General features: G+C 58.9%; 16 protein-coding genes and 4 pseudogenes. 15 read left to right on the plus strand and 5 right to left on the minus strand.

Annotated features, from left to right (window positions below):
• Positions 1–24: 24 nt before the first annotated feature.
• The 7 genes and pseudogenes from FJW03_RS00075 to FJW03_RS00105 all read left to right on the plus strand — a co-directional run bounded on the left by FJW03_RS00075 (position 25) and on the right by FJW03_RS00105 (position 8,685).
• A complete protein-coding gene (locus FJW03_RS00075; protein ID WP_226890726.1) occupies positions 25–1,533 on the plus strand; it encodes a class I adenylate-forming enzyme family protein in 1,509 nt (502 codons plus the stop codon).
• Positions 1,534–1,849: 316 nt separating this feature from the next.
• Positions 1,850–3,922 carry a 3-hydroxyacyl-CoA dehydrogenase NAD-binding domain-containing protein gene (locus tag FJW03_RS00080; RefSeq protein WP_140767384.1) on the plus strand — a complete coding sequence of 691 codons (2,073 nt, stop codon included), beginning with the start codon at positions 1,850–1,852 and terminating at the stop codon, positions 3,920–3,922.
• Positions 3,915–4,250 carry an SDR family NAD(P)-dependent oxidoreductase gene (locus FJW03_RS00085; protein ID WP_140767385.1) on the plus strand — a complete coding sequence of 112 codons (336 nt, stop codon included), beginning with the start codon at positions 3,915–3,917 and terminating at the stop codon, positions 4,248–4,250. Before FJW03_RS00080 ends, FJW03_RS00085 begins: the two co-directional genes overlap by 8 nt.
• Positions 4,251–4,272: 22 nt before the next feature.
• On the plus strand, positions 4,273–4,494 hold the full coding sequence (locus FJW03_RS00090; RefSeq protein ID WP_226890530.1) for a hypothetical protein: 222 nt from the start codon (positions 4,273–4,275) through the stop codon (positions 4,492–4,494).
• 614 nt (positions 4,495–5,108) lie between these two features.
• Positions 5,109–6,491 (plus strand): aspartate aminotransferase family protein, encoded by a 1,383-nt coding sequence (locus FJW03_RS00095; RefSeq protein WP_140767387.1) that lies wholly within the window; start codon positions 5,109–5,111, stop codon positions 6,489–6,491.
• 584 nt (positions 6,492–7,075) lie between these two features.
• A pseudogene (locus tag FJW03_RS00100) lies at positions 7,076–7,780 on the plus strand (3-hydroxyacyl-CoA dehydrogenase family protein); the annotation flags it as partial.
• 80 nt (positions 7,781–7,860) lie between these two features.
• Positions 7,861–8,685: an MBL fold metallo-hydrolase gene (locus tag FJW03_RS00105; RefSeq protein ID WP_210240625.1), complete on the plus strand. Its 825-nt coding sequence runs from the start codon at positions 7,861–7,863 to the stop codon at positions 8,683–8,685.
• Positions 8,686–8,912: 227 nt separating this feature from the next.
• Here FJW03_RS00105 and FJW03_RS00110 read toward each other — a convergent pair whose 3' ends face one another.
• Both FJW03_RS00110 and FJW03_RS00115 read right to left on the minus strand, forming a co-directional pair.
• Complete coding sequence (locus FJW03_RS00110; RefSeq protein WP_140767389.1) at positions 8,913–10,163, minus strand: serine hydrolase domain-containing protein; 1,251 nt, start codon at positions 10,161–10,163, stop codon at positions 8,913–8,915.
• Positions 10,164–10,750: 587 nt separating this feature from the next.
• Positions 10,751–10,844: pseudogene (locus FJW03_RS00115) on the minus strand (IS5/IS1182 family transposase); the annotation flags it as partial.
• A 215-nt stretch (positions 10,845–11,059) separates the two neighbouring features.
• Between FJW03_RS00115 and FJW03_RS00120 the strand changes: the two are divergent.
• Positions 11,060–11,353: a 3-hydroxyacyl-CoA dehydrogenase NAD-binding domain-containing protein gene (locus FJW03_RS00120; protein WP_319022921.1), complete on the plus strand. Its 294-nt coding sequence runs from the start codon at positions 11,060–11,062 to the stop codon at positions 11,351–11,353.
• A gap of 13 nt (positions 11,354–11,366) precedes the next feature.
• Here the strand turns inward: FJW03_RS00120 and FJW03_RS30265 are convergent.
• Positions 11,367–11,948: pseudogene (locus tag FJW03_RS30265) on the minus strand (transposase); the annotation flags it as partial.
• Between the two features lie 116 nt (positions 11,949–12,064).
• Here FJW03_RS30265 and FJW03_RS00130 point away from each other — a divergent pair.
• From FJW03_RS00130 to FJW03_RS00160, 7 genes and pseudogenes are all read left to right on the plus strand, one after another.
• Positions 12,065–12,376 (plus strand): hypothetical protein, encoded by a 312-nt coding sequence (locus FJW03_RS00130; RefSeq protein ID WP_140767391.1) that lies wholly within the window; start codon positions 12,065–12,067, stop codon positions 12,374–12,376.
• A 620-nt stretch (positions 12,377–12,996) separates the two neighbouring features.
• Positions 12,997–14,028 carry an ABC transporter substrate-binding protein gene (locus FJW03_RS00135; RefSeq protein WP_226890531.1) on the plus strand — a complete coding sequence of 344 codons (1,032 nt, stop codon included), beginning with the start codon at positions 12,997–12,999 and terminating at the stop codon, positions 14,026–14,028.
• A gap of 105 nt (positions 14,029–14,133) precedes the next feature.
• Positions 14,134–15,093 carry an ABC transporter permease gene (locus FJW03_RS00140; protein ID WP_140767506.1) on the plus strand — a complete coding sequence of 320 codons (960 nt, stop codon included), beginning with the start codon at positions 14,134–14,136 and terminating at the stop codon, positions 15,091–15,093.
• Entirely contained in the window at positions 15,090–15,923 is an 834-nt protein-coding gene (locus tag FJW03_RS00145; RefSeq protein WP_181173412.1) for an ABC transporter permease, read from the plus strand. Before FJW03_RS00140 ends, FJW03_RS00145 begins: the two co-directional genes overlap by 4 nt.
• Before the next feature lie 29 nt (positions 15,924–15,952).
• The gene (locus tag FJW03_RS00150) at positions 15,953–17,044 is read left to right on the plus strand and encodes an ABC transporter ATP-binding protein (protein WP_140767504.1); all 1,092 of its coding nucleotides are present in this window, start codon (positions 15,953–15,955) and stop codon (positions 17,042–17,044) included.
• Positions 17,045–17,140: 96 nt separating this feature from the next.
• Positions 17,141–17,336: pseudogene (locus FJW03_RS00155) on the plus strand (IS5/IS1182 family transposase); the annotation flags it as partial.
• Positions 17,337–17,904: 568 nt separating this feature from the next.
• Positions 17,905–18,390, plus strand: a complete 486-nt coding sequence (locus tag FJW03_RS00160) for an Lrp/AsnC family transcriptional regulator (protein ID WP_140767292.1) — start codon at positions 17,905–17,907, stop codon at positions 18,388–18,390.
• Positions 18,391–18,539: 149 nt separating this feature from the next.
• Here the strand turns inward: FJW03_RS00160 and FJW03_RS00165 are convergent, their stop codons facing one another.
• Positions 18,540–19,331 carry an SDR family oxidoreductase gene (locus tag FJW03_RS00165; RefSeq protein ID WP_181173388.1) on the minus strand — a complete coding sequence of 264 codons (792 nt, stop codon included), beginning with the start codon at positions 19,329–19,331 and terminating at the stop codon, positions 18,540–18,542.
• A 231-nt stretch (positions 19,332–19,562) separates the two neighbouring features.
• Positions 19,563–20,558 (minus strand): succinylglutamate desuccinylase/aspartoacylase family protein, encoded by a 996-nt coding sequence (locus FJW03_RS00170; protein WP_140767290.1) that lies wholly within the window; start codon positions 20,556–20,558, stop codon positions 19,563–19,565.
• Positions 20,559–20,839 lie beyond the last annotated feature (281 nt).

The raw sequence follows: 20,839 nt of genomic DNA on the forward strand, positions 1-20,839 counted from the left end.
CAGGACTTCGGGACCTTGCCAGCCATGATCGGCCGGCAAGCCGCGGTCCGGCCGGACCACGTCGCTCTCGTCCATGGCGAGCGACAGTTGACATGTAGTGAACTTGACGCCTTGATCGACCGAGTAGCGGCCGGCCTGCAGCGCAATGCCGTCAAGCCCCAGGACGTGGTCGCAGTCTGCGCCTCGAGCTCGGCCGAATATGTGGCGGTCTTCATGGGTGCGCTTCGCGCTGGCGTTGCGGTCGCGCCCTTAGCTCCCTCCTCCACACCGGCGAGCCTCGCCACCATGATCGCCGACAGCGGTGCGTGCCTGTTGTTCCTCGACCACATGGTTGCCCAGTCGCTGGTTCGCGTGCCAGACAGGATTGCGGCGCGGCATATCGCTCTCGATGGCTCCGCCGCCGGCGAGGCCTTCGAAGCGTGGCTGCCTCCGGCCGGGACACGCCCGGACCCGGTGGAGATTCAGCCCGATTGGCCGTTCAACATCATCTATTCCTCAGGCACCACGGGCGCCCCGAAGGGCATTGTCCACTCGCACGCCATTCGGTGGCAGCATATCCGCCGTGGAATCGGCTTGGGCTATGGCCCCAACGCGGTAACCCTGATCTCCATCCCGCTCTACTCGAACACTACACTGGTGAGCCTGATCCCAGCTCTGGCCGGCGGTGGGACCGTGGTACTGATGGATAAGTTCGAGGTGGTCCGCTTCCTTGAACAGGCTCAGTCACACCGAGCCACCCACACAATGCTTGTACCGGTTCAGTACCGGCGATTGATGGAACATCCGGATTTCGATCGCTACGACCTCTCCAGCTTCCAAATGAAGTTCTCGACCAGCGCCCCCTTCTCAGCGGCGGTGAAGGCAGAGGTCCTGAAGCGCTGGCCAGGTGGCCTCATGGAATTCTACGGGATGACCGAAGGCGGCGCTGGCTTTGTCCTGGCCGCCCACGAACACCCTGACAAGCTGCACACGGTAGGCCGGCCCGTGCCGGACGCCGACATCCGTTTAATCGACGAGGAGGGCCGCGAGGTTCCGGTTGGCGCGATCGGCGAGGTGGTCGGCCACTCGCCGTCGATGATGAATGGCTACCATAACCAGCCAGGCAAGACAGCCGAGGTCGAATGGCGCGACGCAACCGGCAAGCGGTTCATTCGCACGGGCGATGTCGGTCGTCTCGACGAAGATGGCTTTTTGATCCTGATGGACCGCCGCAAGGACATGATCATCTCCGGCGGATTCAACATCTACCCGTCGGACCTGGAGGCGGTGCTGACATCTCACGAGGCGGTGGCCGAGGCGGCGGTGGTCGGCGTGCCCTCGAATCGATGGGGCGAGACGCCGATAGCTCTCGTGGTGCTGAACGCCGGCACCGTGATCGACGCTGAGGATCTTCGCATTTGGGCCAATGAGCGGGTCGGCAAGATGCAGCGTCTACACGCTCTTCAGATATTGTCCGCCCTGCCTCGCAGTGCGATCGGCAAGGTTTTAAAGCGAGAGCTGAGGGACCAGTATGCCCATCTGGCGTCGGAGTAGGGCGTCGAGCCATGAACCGCTCCCGACGGGTCATCAGCGAGCTCTATGGAGGCCGGGTGGTTGCGCCGTGCACTTCAACGAACGATGTCGCGGAGCTGCTCAAGCTGGTTGCAGAACCGCTCGATGGGCGCTGCAGAGGTCCAATCCAGAGTGCGGTGGCCACATGACGAGATCTGGTAGGTGTACGACTAAATCCCTCCTCATTCACCGAGCGACCGTAGCGGCCGTCGGGCGCATCATTGCAGGCCGAAGACCTTGCACTGGGCGCTTCGCCAGCGCAGCCGAATAGCAAGTATTCCGAGAACAGGAGAATCAGATGACCGGTGCGGTTACATATTCGGTGGACGGCGATGTGGCCGTCTTCACAATCGATAACCCTCCGGTCAACGCGCTTAGCGATGTAGTGAGAAGCGGCATTGTGGGGGCAATGAACCAGGCGGAATCCGATCCGGCTGTCCGCGCAATAGTGCTTACCGGCAGCGGCCGGACTTTCAGTGCCGGCGTCGATATCACCGAATTCGGCAAGCCGCCGAAAGAGCCGCCGCTCAGAGAGGTCAATAGGCGCTGCGAAATGTCCACGAAACCCGTGGTCGTGGCATTCCACGGCTGGGCACTGGGTGGTGGGCTCGAGATGGCCCTATGCTGTCGTGCGCGCGTCGCATCGCCAGACGCTCATATAGGCCTCCCCGAGGTGAAGCTCGGACTGATCCCTGGTGCTGGTGGTACCCAGCGTTTACCCCGCCTCATCGGCCCTGAAGCGGCTCTCGATGTGATTGTTCCAGGCAAGCCGGTTGGTGCAGCGAACGCGTTGGAAATAGGGATCATCGACCGCATCGTCGAAGGAGATCTGCTCGAAGGCGCCAAGGCGTTCGCGCGGGAGCTCGTACATAGCCGCGAAACACCTGCCGCTGTGCGCGATCGCGATGAGAAGCTCGCCACAGCGCGTTCCAACCCCTCTACCTTTGACGCCCACGCGAAGGAGCTGACGAAGCGTGCGCGCGGGCTTGACGCCCCTCTAGCATGCGTCAAGGCCGTACGCATGGCGTTGGACACGCCGTTCGACGAGGCGCTCGACAAAGAGCGAGCGATCTTCATTGAGTTGATGAATAGCTTGCAATCGAAGGCACAGCGCCATCTTTTCTTCGCCGAGCGCGAGGCGGCGAAGGTCGAAGGCGTCGGGCGGGACGTGAAGCCGCGCAAGATCTGCAAGGCGGCCGTCATCGGCGCGGGCACAATGGGTGGCGGCATCGCAATGTCCCTGATCAACGCTGGCATCCCAGTCACCCTCCTGGAAATGAACCAGGAGGCATTGGACCGCGGCTTTGGTGTCATCCGCAGGAACTACGATATTTCGGTAGAGCGCGGCTCGTTGACCGCAGAGGTGCGCGATCGACGCATGGCGCTTCTCACCGGAACGACGCGGTACGAGAACCTTGCCGACGCCGAGATCGTCATCGAAGCCGTCTTCGAGGACATGGCAGTGAAAAAGCAAATCTTTGGCGCGCTCAACAAGGTTGCGAAGCCAGGCGCAATTCTCGCTTCCAACACCTCCTTTCTTAACGTCGATGAGATCGCCGCCACGACCGACAGGCCGGAGGACGTGCTTGGCCTGCACTTCTTCTCGCCGGCCAATGTTATGCGGCTGCTCGAGATTGTGCGCGGCGGAAAGACTGCGCCAGATGTTCTCGCCACGGCGCTTTCGGTCGCCAAGCGCATTGACAAGGTACCGGTCGTCGTGGGCGTTTGTCACGGCTTCGTTGGTAACCGCATGCTTGCCGCCCGGTCAGCAGAGAATGAGGATCTTCTTATCGAAGGGGCGACACCGGAAGCCATCGACAAGGTGTTCACCGATTTCGGCTTTCCGATGGGGCCCTTCGCCATGGGCGACCTCGCCGGGCTCGACATCGGCTGGCGCAACCGAAAGGCTCTCGGCAAGACGGCAGCGGTCGCCGATGCGCTGTGCGAGCTCGGCCGCTTCGGGCAGAAAACGGGGAAGGGCTTCTACCTCTACGAGGCAGGCTCACGGATACCCGTGGTCGACCCATTTGTAGGGTCGCTCATTGAGGAGAAGTCGCGCGAGGCCGTCGTCAACCGGCGGGAAATCAGCCCGATAGAGGTCATCGAGCGCACGATCTATCCGATGATCAACGAAGGTGCGCGCATTCTTGAAGAGGGCATCGCGGCGCGGCCTTCCGACATCGATGTCGTGTGGGTAAACGGCTACGGCTTTCCAATCGGCAAAGGAGGCCCAATGTTTTGGGCCGACCACGAGGGACTTTCCAAGATTGTCGAGCGTCTCGAATATTGGCACGGCAGGACAGGGAAGGTTGCCTTTGAGCCAGCGGCGCTTCTAAAGCGGTTGGCACAGTCCGACGCGTGCTTTGAGTGATACCTCCTGTCCCCACCCTTCGGAGCAGATTTTGGCGAAAGCCGCCAACGCGTTTGGAGCGCTGGACATTCTTGTCAACAACGCGGGCATCGGCGGGTCGCGCTCGATCCACGAATTGGAAAATGAAAACTGGGACGAGATAATAAGCGTCAATCTCGGATCCGTGTTCCGCTTTTCGAAGCGCGCAATGGCCGCTCTCAAGCAGAGCTCCCATGGGCGCGCTTCATCAACATTACCTCCGTGTTCGGCATTTTGGGTTTCCGCAGCTCGGCGAATTTCGCGGCCGCTAAGGCAGGTGTCATCGCCTCAGCCGGGCCGTGGCGGCTGATTACGCGTGGGACGGCATCACCGTGAACGCCGTCGCCCATGGCGTGATCGAATCGAAAATGTATCAGCTCAACTCCGATACCAACTCCTGGTATCGTACCGTCATGCTCGACGCTACGCCGATTCACCGGCAGCGAGCTCTGGGCGATGTGGCGGCCCCCGGGGCCTTTCGCGCGTCCGACGACGCCTCCTACATCCCTCGCCGCCGACGGAGTTGGAGCGTCAAAGGTGCTCGCTCTCAATGAATAGCCTCGGCTCGGATCTCGGCGGGGATGATGCTGGCACGAATCTGAAGAAGGACCGTCGCCGGGCTCAGATTGAGCATCCTGGCGGCCTCGGTCAACGTGACTTCGCCGCGCTCGGCTCATTCGTCGTCCCTGTAGGCGGCGATATCGTGCGTGTTGCGGAAGCCCCGCACTCGCGACTGTGTCCAGCCATTAGATCGACCTGTCCGCTGTCCTGCTCGGTTGAGCATGCCAGCAATGGCCTTGTCAGGCATCATTCGTGCGCAGGTCGCTCACGAGGGCGCGAAGGAGCTGCTGACGACAACGCATGTCTACGTTAGGTGCACGCCAAGGGGTCTCAAAGTCGGCGGCAATGCCAGAAAAATCTCCATCTTGAAACAAGATAGCCGCTAACAGAAAAATGTATTTGAACAGTCACCGTTTCGTGGATCAGGTGCACGCCCAGGTCAGTAATCCAATTGCCGACCGCCATTCCGCTAAGTGTCGAGTTTCCTGAGGAGTGCTAACACTCGACACGGCAGCCCAGTGCCGTGTGACCTTTGGAAGCTTGTCGTTAATTGCTACATTCGGGCGGCGCCGGCAGGCGCTGGCCTCGTACGCTTGAGGAGGACAGCATGGCAGACGAAACCCCGAAACCTCGCGAGTTTGTGCCGATTGAGCGGCAAGCGCTAGATCATGTTTGGATCCACTCCGCGCGTTGGCTCGACCTCGCCGAGCGAGACGGGCTGCACGTCATTGTCCGGGGCGATGGCTCGACACTCTACGATGCGCATGGCCGTGCATATCTCGACGGCCTCGCGGGTCTCTATCTCGTCAATGTAGGCCATGGGCGCAAAGAAATCGGTGAGGCAATGGCGACACAGGCAGGGCAGATCGCTTATGTTTCATCCGCCGATTATACTTGCCTCCCAGCAGTTCAACTCGCTGAAGTTCTGGCGCAACTGACGCCGGGGGACATCAACCGCTTTTTCTTCTGTTCAGGTGGCTCAGAAGCGGTCGAGAGTGCGATCAAAATTGTTAAGCAAGTTCAGGCAATGCGGGGCTTCCCCAAGCGATACAAGATCATTGCGCGACGCGGTGCGTATCACGGAGCGACAATGGGGGCGATGAGCATCACCTCCTCGCGCAACGAAAGATTTTTCGGTCCCTTTATGTACGGTGTTAGCTTCGTCTCTTCGCCAAATCGCTACCGAAACGATTTCGGGCTCGAGGGAGATGCCGGCGATATCGCCTGCGCCAATGCCCTAGAGCAGGAGATTCTGGCTCAAGGGCCAGATACCGTGGCGGCGTTCATCGGCGAGCCGGTTTCAACGTCGAACAATTGCCACGTGCCTTCAAAGAAATACTGGCAGCGCGTGCGGGAGATTTGTGACAAGCATGGCGTTTTGCTTGTGCTCGATGAGGTCATCAACGGCTTCGGCCGCACTGGTACAATGTTCGCCACTGAGCAATTCAACGTCGTGCCTGACCTCATCACGATGGCGAAGGGTCTCTCCTCGGGGTACGCGCCGATCGGCGCGGTCGGAGTCAGCGATCGAATCTACGACGAGTTCAAGAAACAGGACACGGCGCTCGCGCACCTCTTGACCTTTGGCGGGCAGGCGGTCTCGTGCGCCGCCGCCCTCAAGAACATCGAGATTCTTCAGCGTGAGGAATTGCCGCAGCGCAGCGCGTCCAACGGCGCTTACCTGCTCCAGAAATTGCAGGGCCTGCGCGACCATCCCACAGTTGGCGACGTGCGCGGCCTCGGCCTTATGTGCGTTGCGGAACTGGTTGCGGACAAGGGGACGAAGGAGCCATTTGGACCTATTCCTGCCGCGCATCCGTTCAGCCGGCGAGTCCAAGAACTCATGGAGCAGAAGGGCCTCCTCTCCCGTGTATACGCGTCAGTACATTTTTGTCCGCCGCTCGTAGCGACGCGAGAGGAGATCAATCGCATGGTGGCCATCGTGGATGAGAGCCTTACCATTGCCGAGAAGGAACACGGCTTCAGCTAGAAACCCGTAGGTTAGCCCGCCTGGCGCGCTGCGTTCATGCTCATTGGCACCTTATTTCGCAGGTATTCGGCGAAGAGGTGGCGAAACAAGCAGTCCCGCGCCCCGAAAACCCGGCTACTTTGGACGAGGTTCACGCATCCTCCCAAGGCGTTTTTTGCCCGGCAGCGAGCATTGTTCTCCTGCCGGGCACTTGCCCGAGCAGAGATGGGCCGGACTTGCCAATCAATGTGAGAGAAGGCGCTTCGCTCCCATGGAGCGCCAAGGAATACGGTCCGGGTTGTGAAGGACGCGCTGCGGCATTTGGCAGCACAGAAATCCATGCACAACACACATGAAACCCGCCTCTTGCCCCAAGAGCGGATTTTTCCGGCGGGCGGCACCTGTTGCTCACCTTTTTGGCCCGGTAGGCACATGCAGGGAGATGATAGGGGAGGGAGATGACGATGTCTTCAAGAGCCAAAACCGGATTTTGGTGGGACGAAAGGCGCTTTTGGCATCCAGGAGGGAGCTATGCCTTCGTAATGCCTGTCCGTCGTCTGGTGCAGCAGATTGCGGCTGGCGGCTTGCCAGAAGATCCGGAAACAAAGCGCTGTGACAAGGTTCCGGTGGTCGTTGGCGTTTGTCACGGCTTCGTTGGTAATCGCATGCTTGCCGCCCGCTCAGCGGAGAATGAGGATCTTCTTCTCGAAGGGGCGACACCCGATATCGTCGACAAAGTATTCACCGATTTCGGCTTTCCGATGGGGCCCTTCACCATGGGCGACCTCGCCGGGCTCGACATCAGATGGCGCAACCGAAAGGCTCTCGGCAAGACGGCAGCGGTCGCCGATGCGCTGTGCGAGCTCGGCCGCTTCGGGCAGAAAACGGGGAAGGGATTCTACCTCTATCAGGCAGGCTCACGGATATCCGTGCCCGACCCATGGGTCGGGTCGCTCATCGAGGAGAAGTCGCGCGAGGCCGGCGTCAACCGGCGGGAAATCAAGCCTATAGAGGTCATCGAGCGCACGATCTATCCCATGATCAACGAAGGTGCGCGCATTCTTGAAGAGGGCATCGCGGCGCGGCCTTCCGACGTCGATGTGATATTCGTCAACGGCTACGGCTTCCCAGTCGGCAAAGGCGGCCCAATGTTCTGGGCTGACCACGAGGGACTTCCCAAGATTGTCCAGCGCCTCGAGTACTGGCACGGCAGGACAGGGAAGGTTGCCTTTGAGCCAGCGGCGCTGCTGAAGCGGTTGGCCCAGTCCGGCGGGTGCTTTGTCGGATTGCAGATAGAGAAGGCGGCATGACGGACCTCTTCATCTGACTTGGCGCGCCAATCGCTTTGAAACCGTGCCGCACGGCGCATAAGGAGTCCTAGGAACAGAGAATGAGCCGTTTCCACTACGAACCAGACCCTGAACGCGGAGTCTTCCAGGAGGTGGCCCCGGGGGTCCGCCGCATGGTGGCCGCAAATGCCTCGCTAATGACTTACCACGGCACCAACACCTATCTGATCGAAGCGCCCGAAGGCCTCTTTGTGCTTGATCCAGGCCCAGCTGACGACGCAAGGCATTTCGATGCGATCATCTCGGCGTTGGGTGGTCGGGGAGCAGGAATTATCGTGTCGCACCACCATTCCGACCACTTCGGCGCCGTATCTCGCCTGCAGAGCGAGACTGGTTTGAGGGTCCACGCCTCCGCCAATTTCGCTGACGATACTTTTCGCCCGGACTTGCCGTTGTTAGAGGGCGATTACGTCGCAGGGCTTGGGGTTGTGCATACGCCCGGCCACGCCAGCGATCATCTTTGCTTCCGGCGCGATGATGGAGTGTTATTCAGTGGCGATCATGTCATGGCCTGGAACAGTTCCATCGTCATGCTCCCCGACGGCGACATGGGCGCCTATTGCCGTCAACTCGAGCGGCTCATCGCGGCGGAGGACCGACTCTACCTGCCGGGGCACGGACCGGCGCTCCATGATCCGACGTCATATACATGCATGCTTCTGCAACACCGCCTGCAGCGCGAGGATGCGATCCGGATACAGATCGGCAAGGCACCTGCAACACCTGCGGAAATCGCGGAGACCGTCTACCGCAAAACCGATAAATCGCTTGCCTGGGCGGCGGAGCGCAACGTCGAGGCCCATCTCGATAAACTCAAGCAAGAAGGATGCGCGGTGCGGGACGGCAACAGATGGCGGGCCATTTGACGCAAACGCCAGCTTATGGAGCAGGTATTCTCACCGATCCCGGCCACCACCTGCGATTGATCAGCCGAAATTTCTAATGCAAATTGAACAAGAACGACGTCGTCGCTTAAGGCAGGTGCGCCCCGGGTACGGAAAGGCTGGACTGGGCCTGGTATTGGGCTTCTCAGCATCCCACGTCGGGCAGGTCCGGCCGTCGTGGAGGAAGGCAGTGAAGCCGTCCCAGCATTCTAAGTACGCAGCATCCGCCCCAGCGTCAGCATCTGAGGCAAAGTGATCGAGTCGTTGGCGGCGCTCGACGCCACTGGGTGCGACGCGAACCGTGCGACCACCATCTCGGCCTTAGGCGCGATATACAGCCGCTGGCCGTGGATGCCCTTGGCTTCGAAGGCGTCCAGCTCATTGTGGCTCACCCACCACATGCTGCGATAAGAATAGCCTGGCAGCCACGCGTAATGGAATTTTGCGGGGTCGTCGCCCTTTTGCACCTCGTGAACGACGGACGCTGGAATGAGCTGCTTTCCGTCCCACTCGCCTTCGCGACGCATCAGTTCGCCAAAGCGCGCGAGGTCGCGCAGGCTCGCGTTCAGCCCGCCGCCGACCGACGGCATGCCGACCGCGTCGACAAGGACGTAAGCATCCTCCTCGCAGCCGAGCGGCGCCCACAGGCGCTCGTGCAGCAGCTGTGCGAACGAGCGGCCGGTCACGCGCGCCATAACCCAGGCCATCACGTCCGTGTTGACGCTCTTATACGCGAACTCTTCGCCGTGCGCCCCCTCCTTCTTCACGGTGCGCAGGTAATCGCACAATGTCCGCGGCCCATCATAGCCGACCGGCCGCGGCCGCCCACCAAAGGCGCGCGAATACGCACGAACCCCGGAGCGTTCGTCGTCATAGATCTCGGTGTACGCCAGACCGGTCTGCATATCCATCACCTGGCGTAGCGTGGCATCAGCCCAGGCAGTGGATCGCAGCTCGGGCAGGTAATGCGGGATCACCTTGCCGTCATCAAGCATGCCCTCGTGCACGAAGGCCGCGGTGAGCGTACCCGCGTACGACTTCGTGACCGAGAAGCACGCATGCGCCAAGTGCGGCTCGAGTGCGCCGAAGTAACGCTCGTACACGATGCGCCCGCGATGCAGCACCACGATGCCATCGCAGTAGCTGTCGAACAGCGCCTCGTCGAACCGGCGGGTACGGCCGTCCAGATCGTCGAAGGTGAGTCCGTCGATGTCGGCCGACTTGTCGCTGCAATCGAGTGGCGACGGCCCGCCCCGCCCGCGCCACACGTTGGCACTCGCCGCAAGCTCGCGCCTGTGCGATAACGACCAGCGGATCTGCGGGAAATCGAGGAAGGTGCCGCTCTCGAATGTGACGCACTTGTCTGCTGGCGGCGGCGCACCGCGCATCCAGCCGAGTTCGCGCGGATCGGACGCGCGTCCGTCGAGATAACGTTTTCCGTCGAATTCGAGTAAGCCCATCGACTTCGTCTCCTCCTTCACGTTGCCTATCGGGGCATGCTGCTCGATTCTCTCACCATCTCGCCAGCGCAGTTTCCGCGAGGGCGTCCGGCAGGCCGAATGCTGTTCCGGCATCCAATGTCTTATGAAGTGCCTGGATCACGGAAAGAAAAGCGTGGCCGTGCACGAGCGAGAAGAAATGTTGGCGCGGTCGAAGTCCACATCGGTGATCTAGCATCCGCTGCCGGAAGCGGCATAGGGCGGCTGCGGCTGAAAGAACGGCGCCGCCCGCACGCTGCCCGGCGTGATGCGCCTGGAACGCTCAAACTCTGCCGGGGAGTTCGGCCCGAGACCTCACTGCTACTACGTCCTGTGGTGATGGATTGCATACTTGTCCCTCGCTGAGCGGAAGCCGTGTTCAGAGTGCTACGATTTTGTATCGAATGCTCCCTAAGGTGTCAAAGCGCATCATTTGATTCTCAACGTTGATTGCGCGATTTGGCTTGCTGAGGTGCGTCTCAAGTTTGAGCAAAGCAGCAGAAAAAGACCGACCGGCGGCTCAAGGCTGCAAAGGTCGCCGGCGTCGGGCGGGACGTGAAGCCGCGCACCGTGAGCATCAGCTTGATCGGCCTGCCTTTGGCGTCCACAAGAGCGATGGATTTTGGTTGTCAGCCCGCCTCGGGATCGACCGAGACAATGATCTCGATCCCCTTTTTGCCGTCACGCCCTGCTGATGGACGCGAACATGGAGGTGTCGATCATCTGCACCTCGATTTGCAAGGCGGCCGTCATCGGCACTGGCACAATGGGTGGCGGCATCGCCATCGTTCGTCAGCGCTGGCATCCCAGTCACCGTCTTGGAAATGAACTAGGAGGCACTCGACCGTGGGTTTGGTGTCATTCGGAGGAACTACGATATTTCGGTAGATCGCGGCTCGCTGACCGCAGAGGCGCGCGATCGGCGCATCGCGCTTCTCACCGGAACGACGCGTTACGAGAGCCGTGCCGACGCGGACATCGTCATCGAAGCCGTCTTCGAGGATATGGCAGTGAAAAACCAAATCTTTGGCGTGCTCAACAAGGTTGCGAAGCCAGGCGCTATTCTCGCTTCCAACATCTCCTTTCTTAACGTCGATGAGATCGCCGCCACGACCGACAGGCGGGACGCGCCAGTCGCTTCGAAGCCGCTCGCCGAGCATCAGGAGTCCTAGGCGTAGACTCATTACAGCGTAACCAGATGCGGATTGAGACGAGTTTGAGGGCGGCAAGATAGTTCTCGGCCACCTTGTCGTAGCGGGTGGCAATACGGCGGAACTGCTTGGCCTTATTGAAGAAGCGCTCGACGAGGTTGCGCGCCTTGTAGAGGAAGGGGCTGAAGCAGATCGGATCCTTGCGGTTAGCCTTAGGCGGGATGTTGCCCATGCCTTTCGCTCGGTGACGACAGACCGCAAGACGTTGGCATCATGGCCGTTGTCAGCGAGCAACATGGCACCCTCGGGCAAGTCCGTGATCAAGTCCGTTGCGGAGGCGATGTCACTCATCTGACCTGCCGTCGCTATGGGCTTTGGTATGGCCATGATGCGGTCCCACACACCTGCTTTCCGCCATCGGACAAAACGATTGTAGCAGGTGGTGCGCGGACCATAGCGCTCCGGCAGGTCGCGCCACGGCGCACCCGGATCGCAGCACCCAGAAGATGCCGTTTAATACGCGGCGGTCGTCGACGCGTGGCACGCCTCGATGTTTGTTAGGCAGCAGCGGCTGGATCACGCGCCACTCGAAGTCGGTCAGGTCATATCGGCTCATTCTGATGCTGAATCAGAAATCTGCCTCTCATGAAAGCCGCCATTTGCGAAATGACCCGTTGCCGCCCCCACCGTCGGATGACAACATGACGCGAAAGAAGTTTCGAGAGGTCAATCATGAAACGACTTGAACGGGACGCGCCACTTCCCGTCGAAATGCAGGGCCGGTGGATTGACGTGGAAGATTCGACTTCGGACCTGATCGTTCAGGGCGGCGAGATCATCTGCTTCGGAGAAGCAGTCTGCTACGATTATAAGCTGGTCGATACAGATGATGGCGCTCTGACGGTCAGTCTGAAAATGAACGATCCAGCAGCCGAGGGCGCCTTCCAACGCGCCAACATCACTGAGCTGGTAATTACGCCGGAAGGCGAATTCCATGCCTACAATGTCAAGTTCGCCAGCCACTTCGAACACGCAGAGAGCTGACGGGCGAAAGCGACCGCTAGCCCGCGACACCATCAATTTATGGGTTCACGGCCTAGGAACAAAGCGGGACTATCCCGCTTTCGACAAGACCGCGCACCGCCCAGCGAGCTAACAGTTATTCCGCGCAGTTCGGCGCCTAATGCAGGATTCCTACGCGAAATCGGCAAAACTCGACGACGAAAGACGCCAGCATATAGATATGGTAGTGACGTTAAGGGGGGAGCGCTCATGCGTTTGGAAAGCCTGTGTGCTGAAGGCGAGCAGAAATCAAAGCCCGCAGCCCCACTGAGGATGGCCACATTTCAAGTTGCGCTGAGTCCTGCGCTCGACATGTGGTAAGTAGCACATTTTGGCCCAGATCCAGTCCCGGAGTGGCAGGATGGGCGTCGACCTAGACGGGCCAGCGTTGCCGAGCGGTGTCGATAAGTGGCGCGAGGGGCATCAGCGTCAGAGATGGGCGTCTCGTTTGCCTTGGAGAAGACGCAAGTCCAAATGATGCAAGTCCAAATGTAGCAATTATTCCGGACCGTTTATTCAGTATCCTATCTAAAATAGGCATTGCAAACGAGGGGCCGGGAAAAAGAGAGCAAAGAAACGTAGCTATAGCGAGGGAGGAAACCATGGTATCGGAGACGTCGAAATTCAATCAATTCTCGAAGGGCCCCACTCGGCGACGCGTGCTAAAGGGCGGCCTTGCCATTGGCGGCGGTGCGGCGCTGGGCACGATTCTTGGGCCGGAGGCATTGCTCAGTTCGGCGAGGGCGGAGAGCAAAACCCTGACGCTTGAAAGTGGGACAGGCATGTACGCGGATTGTTTGCGCACTTCCTTTTTCGAACCATTTGAAAAGGAGGCAGGGATCAAAATCCTGACCAGTCCCGAAAACGCCGATAATTCGAAATTCAAGCTCGCGGTGACCACCCGTCACTATACCTCTGATGTAATGGATGTCAGTTCGGCATTTGCTCAACCTCCGAACGGTGAGAAATATCTTGAGCCCATCGATTATTCGGTCATCAACAAAGCGGACTTGATCCCGGACCTGGCGCAAACCTATGCTGTCGCGCTTGACGATTTTGCCTACACTCTCGGATATAATTCCGAGAAGACAGGCGGAAAGATTCCGACGGGCTGGGATGATTTCTTTGACCTGGAGAAGTTCCCCGGCAAGCGCGGCGTTGGAGATAGCCCGAATACGATCCTTATTATGGCCTTGCTTGCCGACGGTGTGGCACCCAAGGACATCGTGCCGCTGGATTTTGACCGTGCATTCAAGAAGCTGAACACCATTAGGAAGGATTTGGTGTTTTGGGAGACGGGCGCCCAGGTCCAAGACCTGCTCATATCGGGCGAAACGCCGCTCACCATGATGTATGCCAATCGTGTTGCCTCGGCACATGCCGACGGTAAGCCGGTGGGGCAGGTCTGGAACGGTTTCCTGGTTGCCTCCGATATGCGGGCCGTAGCCAAGGGGAATCCGAACAAGGACCTGGCAATGAAATATCTGGCCTTTGTCCTGAGCAAAAAAAATCAACGGGACGCAGACAAGCTGCATCGCCCTCGGCCCCGCGAACATCCATGCGGAGACCAACCCGAAATGGGGCGACGCGTATCCCTCCGGTCATTTGGACAAGCCGCACGTGCTGCTCGATAGTCCGACGCTCGCGTCATGGCTGGGCAGCCACTATGATGAGATCAACAATCAATTTCAGCAATGGAAGGCGTCCTAGAACGATACAAACCATGCTGGAGCTTTTGAATGTCTGTGTCGCTTAGCCCGTCCAATAACCTGGCGTCCGGGTATCGAGGCCTCTTCCGCCGGTGGTTCCGAGCCGTTCGCGGAACATCGTCAAATCCGGTTTCCAGGCAAGACGAGGCGCAGGCAGCACCAGCCAACCGATGGGGATGGCTGGTGCTGCCGGCCTTGATCTTTTTGGTGTTGTTTTTCATCTGGCCGTTGGCGTTTGTAGTGGTCCAAAGTTTTGTGGATCCCAGTCCCGGCTTCGCAAATTACATTCGTCTCGTGTCTTCCCCAATCGTGGGGGAGACCTTTCTCACGACTATCGAGACGGCCCTTGTAGCGACGTTCGGGGCGTTGCTCATTGGCTATCCCTACTCATATCTCATGTACATTTCGTCGGCGAGGGTGGCCACGATCCTGCAACTGGCTGTACTGATCCCCTCATGGGTCAGCTTCATTGTGCGGACATATGCCTTAACCGTGCTCCTGCGTGATACCGGGGTCGTAAACACCACGCTGATCGACTTGGGGGTTATCAGCACGCCATTGCCATTGATCCGCAATAATTTCTCAGTGATGTTCGGCATACTGGCTGTTCTGTTGCCCTTCATGGTCTTTCCGATCTTCGCGGTAATGCGCCGGATCAGCCACGACTATTCACGGGCCGCGGCGATTTTGGGGGCGGGACCCGTGCGGACGTTCGTTCGCATAATTCTTCCGCTCAGCATGCCTGGCGTCCTTGCCGGGTGCGTCCTCGTGTTTGTCATCGGGCTAGGTTTCTATATCACGCCCGCGCTTTTGGGCAGCGGTCGGGATCTGTACGTGGCCCAGCAGGTCGTCATCGCTGTCCAGCATGTGGAATGGGGATACGGGAGTGCAATCAGCGTGGCCCTGCTTTGCGTGACGTTTACGGTGCTAATCGTTGCCAGCGCTTTCGTCCGGTTCCGCGACGTCTTCGGCGTGGGGGTTTCCGAATGAGGCCCAAGTTCTTCTCTCGGCTCCTGTTTGGCGTCTTTGGTGTCATGGTGTGCCTTTTCTTGGCGGCACCGCTGCTGATCGTTGTGCCGTTGAGCTTCACCGAAGCTCGGGAAATGATATGGCCGCCTGTGGGCTTCGACTTCCACTGGTACGATGTGGTGCTGTCCAGTTCTGTCTGGCAAAGCGAAGTCGTCTCCTCGCTCGAGGTCGGTATCGGTTCGGCAACGCTAGCCACCGTGCTTGGTCTGTTTGCGGCGCTTGGGCTCGTGCGCGGCAGGTTTGTTGGAAAGCGCCTGGTGTCGGCGTTGCTTCTGTCGCCGTTGATCGTTCCTACCGTCGTGATTGCCATCGGCATGTTCTTTGTGTGGACCTTTGGATGGCAGATCGGACCGATCACGGTGGGCGGCAATCTGGTGGGGACCGTGCTCGGGCTGATCCTGGCACACGCCGTTCTGAACCTGCCGTTCCCCATTATCATGATAACGGCTTCCCTGGTCACGGTGGATCGCAATCTCGAGCGTGCCGCCGCGATTATGGGCGCCAACCCGCCCATGGTTTTCTTGCGCGTCACCGCTCCGTTGATCCGGGTGGGGATTTTATTCGGGTTTGTCTTCGCGTTTCTTGGATCCTGGGACGAATTTATCGTGGCGTCGTTCCTGACGAGCCCGGCTGTCATCACCATTCCCGTCGGTCTCTTCAACGAAGTGAAACTTTCCATCGACCCTACGGCGGCCGCGATCTCGACGCTTCTTCTGGCAGTCACTTCGCTCATTCTCGGGTTCATGCTTTTTCGAGGGAAGCGCCAACTTCTCGGCGATAGCGTGCAATGATGAACATCCAAACACGACGGGACGAGGTAATGCACGAAACGACGTCGCAGGCCCTGGTGATGCAAGGGGTTACCAAGAAATACGGCAATCATGTCGCTGTCGACGCAATCAACCTCGAATTGCGCAGGGGCGAGTTCATGACTTTGCTCGGCCCTTCCGGCTCCGGCAAGACCACCACACTGAATATGGTGGCGGGGTTTGTTCACCCGACCGCAGGACGAGTTTTGATCGACGGGCAGGACGCAACGCACATACCTCCCCACAAGCGCGGTATCGGCATGGTATTTCAGAACTATGCGCTGTTCCCGCATCTGACGATTGGACAGAACATCGCGTTCCCGTTGACGCGCACCCCAAAGGCCGCGCGTGCCGGAATGGTGCGCGAGGCGCTGCGCCTTGTGGGACTGGAGGGACTGGAGGAACGTTTCCCGCGGCAGCTTTCAGGGGGGCAGCAACAACGCGTGGCTTTCGCGCGGGCCGTCGTTTACCGGCCGCGTCTCCTGCTCATGGACGAACCATTCGGCGCACTCGACAAGAAGCTTCGGGAGGCGCTGCAACTGGAGGCGCGGCGTCTGCATCAGGAATTGGGCATCACCGTATTGCACGTGACCCACGATCAAGAGGAAGCGCTGGTCCTGTCTGATCGGATCGCAATATTCAATCGTGGGCGTATAGAGCAACTGGACAATCCCAAGGGCATCTACGATCATCCCAAAACGGAGTTCGTTGCCGACTTCATTGGCGAGGCGAATATCTTCCGCGGGGTCGTGGGCCGCGACGGCGAGACGATCTCCGTCAAAGGGGACGGTTGGCATCTGCTTGGACCGGCGCACTGCAAAGAGGCTCTCGCGCCCGAATCCCGAGCTGCCTTGGTGATCCGGCCCGATAAGCTGGTCCTGGTTCCAGTCAATTCGCCGATTGCATCCGGCACGCAACGAATCATTGGCCGTGTGCGGCAGGTCGTGTACCTGGGCGGCACGCTGAAATACGAAGTGGAAGCGCTGAATCAAGCCATCTATGCTCGGTCGAAGTCGGATGCCTCGAGCTTCCAGGCGACTCCAGGCGAAGACGTAGGGGTGGAGTGGCGGACGGAGCACGGCGTCGTCGTTCCGGCGAATTGATCGTCCGACAAAAGGAGGGGCGCTATCCACGCCGTGTCCGCCAACTTGCTGCTTCCCAGTGAGACTCCGCTGCGGCCCGTTGCGCAATCCTTTTACGGCCGTACGCCGGCAGCGATCATCCCCGACATGGAAAGGCCATCGGCAATGAGATCGGCCGCAATCTCGCCGACGCCGGATATCGGGGCCACAATGCACCCGACAGCCACAGGTTCAGGGTCTTCACCGCCGCCGGCCAGAAGCGCCGCGTCACCCCGGCCTCAAGCGTCAGATGAGCCGCGGCTCCGCCATCGACGGGCGGCGGCTTGCAGCCAATCTATTCCGATCGGTGAGATCAAATCTGCCGGCGGCTGGGGTGCAGAGGAAGCACTCACCTCGATGCTGTCGGGAGCGCCGTAATTATCCCGAAGCTTCGGACGTATGCTGAACGCCGGCAAAACCAAGGCACCTGCGCCGGCGGAAGATAAATGAGGCCATTTGACTTTTTCGAAGCAGGGCGAGCGATCAAACATGTCGTCAAGTGCATTGGGTATTCCGAGCCAATTGAAAGAAGCGAGCCCGATCACCCTGTCGTCGACAGCCGACCGGGCAATGCGACGGAAGGCGCTGAACCGGGGGGGCGGGCAGGGCAAGAAGATCGACGGGCGCAGGGTTAGGTCGACATTGGCACTATCGGCCTTATGGTGTGCCTGGTCATATACCTGCCCAGATTCAGGAGCGAACGGAACGGCAGTTCTGAGAGCAGCCCCAGAAGTTCCCAGTTGGTTGCGCCGTAGCGGTCTTGCGGGGCGTCTCTCATCGTGCGACGTTACAGACGTGCAGGTTTTCTACCGAAAAGACTTACAGTGCACAGGATTTTGAACATGCCGGGCAGCTACGATCGAATAGACGCTCGGATCATGCAGCTTGTACAGAAAAATAATCGACTAACCACCGACGAGATCGGTGAGCGCGTTGGTCTTTCTTCTACCGCCGTCCAGCGCAGGCTCAAAAAGCTGCGTGAAAGCCGCACCATAGAAGCAGACGTTTCTATTATATCGCCGAAAGCGGTCGGGCGACCCGTGTCGATGTTGGTGCTGGTTTCGCTTGAACGCGAGCGGTCAGATATCATCGACCGGTTCAAACAGCACCTTCGCGCGAACGAAGAAGTAATGAGCGGTTATTATGTGACTGGAGAGGCCGATTTCGTGATCGTTGTCACAGCCACCGATATGGAGGGCTATGAGCAATTTACGCGCCGCTTTTTTTATGAAAACCCCGATATCAAGGGCTTCAAAACGATGGTGGTCATGGATCGCGTAAAGGTCGGATTCACTATACCCATAGAGGCACCGGAAGATCCGAATTGAGCCACGAGACTACTATTGCCCTGCCATCACCACAATTTTGGTGACGTTTCGACAGGTTGCAAATGCAAAAGCTATCGGACAGCCGAGCGGCTCAGGAAGCCTACGGACCCTCTAGCTGCAGCGACAGATATCGCACTTTACTGTTCAAGTTACGTCACGAGACGACCGCCGCCGCCATCAATCACGATTGTCGTGCCGTTGAGATATCTTGCTCGCTCGCCGACGATAAATTGGACTAGCTCCCCGAGCTCCTCAGCCATTCCTATCCGTTCTGAGGGGTTGGTATTTGCAATTCTTACAATGGCAGCGTTTCGATCTAGGCCTTCGTCAGCCATTAATGCCTCAATTCTATTGTGAACTCTACCCGTATCAAAATAGCCAGGAGCCACGACATTCACACGAACGCCACTCCCCGAAAGTGCGTCGGCGAGATGCTTCGCCAGCACCGCTATCCCGGCACGCATGACATTCGATAGAAGTAGATGACCCGTGGCCTCATGCACGCCGGAAGACGTGACGAAGACGATGTCCCCACGTCGACCAGATGCTTTCATTGCACTGGCTGCAGCCCGTGAAAGTCGCACTGCACTCATAAGCAGCATCTCGTAGGAATGATCCCAATCGTCGTCGCTTAGGGTTTCGAAGGTCCCGTACGGCATGTGACCAGAATTTACAATGAGGCAATCGATGTGGCCCAGAAGCTCCGTTGCACGTTCGAATAACGAGTCTACGTCCGAGCGTTGCGAAAGGTCGGCGACGATACCATGAGCCTCTTGGCATTTTTCATTGCTGCGCAGCTGACTTACAGCTTCGTCTAGTACCGCCTGATTGCGACTGCAAATTACAACGTCTGCGCCGTCTTCGGTCAGTCGTTTAGCGATTGCAAAGCCTAGACCTTTGCTGCCTGCCGTAACCAATACCCTTCGGCGATGACTATTCATTATCCGACCTCTACATAGTGGAAATGAATGAACTCTATGACGCATACCGACGATTGCCTACGTTGCCAATGCCCCAGGCGCGTCTGCGGCTTAGCCCAACTTGTTCCTAGCGCACCGTCACGATCGGCATCCGGCGCGCCCGTCAACGTCGATACCCGCGACGCCACGCTAAAAAATGCTCCGCATTGCGTCCGCCTCGCGTTTCCGGCCTGTGCGTCGTCAACCAACTTCTCAACGCTTGAGTGGACGCGCAAGGAACACTATTCCTTCGTCGGCATTCACATGTGCCCCGGATGCAATTGCGCAGACGATAGACGTGACCGGTGCTCGAATTTCAATGGAACGAGCCGACAACGACTCCATCGGATGAAGAAGGCCTAATAGATCTCCCTTGTTTACTTCATCCAATACCGAGCGGCGAGGTTCGAAGATCGCTGTCACGGGCGATTTCAGTTGGTCGGCCAAATGCGTTTCAAGTGTCTGGCGAGACTTGTGCTGACGGAAGGTCGGATACTCGGCTGTTCCCTCGACCAGCCCGAGCGCGATGAGGCCGTTGCGTACTCCAGCTTCGTATATTGCCAGATCTTCGGCGCCGACCGTGCCGCCTCCGAATTCAGCGCAAATGAACACCTTGCCCTGGTTTTGGGCCTCGATATCGAACATCCCGGGTGTGTCGTCGTATTCCCAGACCAATGTCATTGGCAATTTGAACGCTTCCGCCATTTTGACCGTCTCGGCCATGAGATCGGCATCAGCAATGGGATGCGTCGTGGTCGCCGGTGGGAAATCCCACCTTGGTCCGAAGCTGTGCAGATCAAATATGGTATCGGCCATTGGCAGCAATAGACGCGAAACGGCATCCGCAATCCGTTCTGTTACCGACCCTTCGGCCCGGCCCGGAAACACTCGGTTGAGATTCAAGCCATCGATCGGCGTGTTCCGGGTCCATGCCTGCACGGCCAGAGGATTGAGCACCGGTAAAATGATGACCCTTCCGCAGGCTTGCACTTCGGGCAGCCACTCGATAATTCGTCGCGCGACTATTGGCCCCTGCAATTCATTACCATGACATCCGCCGGTGATGAGAAGACGCGGTCCCTTCCCCTTATTGAGGCTGAAGACCGGGAGCGAGAGCACTTCACAGTCGGCGCCTCCTGGGACAACAAGGTGACCCTTGTTCACGCCGGGCGTGTCGAGATCGAATGTCAGATGGGCTGTTTCGTTCATTGCTTGCCTCCTCGGTAGGAAAATTTGCAAGACTTGTGGCAACCTCGCCCAGTCTGCATCTGCCCAGGCGCGCAATATGGCGCCCCGCTCAACAGGCAGGATGTCATGCCAGATGGCAAAACGCGTCCTGCGCAGCACTCACAGCGAAGTCCACATCGACCTCGTAGCATGCAGCAACATCCATCAGCCGTTCGCCCATTTGCCGGATTAACGATCTTGAGTGTTCTGCGCCCTCGATCCACGACCACCAACAAAGGCACGGCGCTCGAGAGGTCGACGCG

This window comes from Mesorhizobium sp. B4-1-4 (assembly GCF_006439395.2).
In the GTDB taxonomy this organism is placed as follows: domain Bacteria; phylum Pseudomonadota; class Alphaproteobacteria; order Rhizobiales; family Rhizobiaceae; genus Mesorhizobium.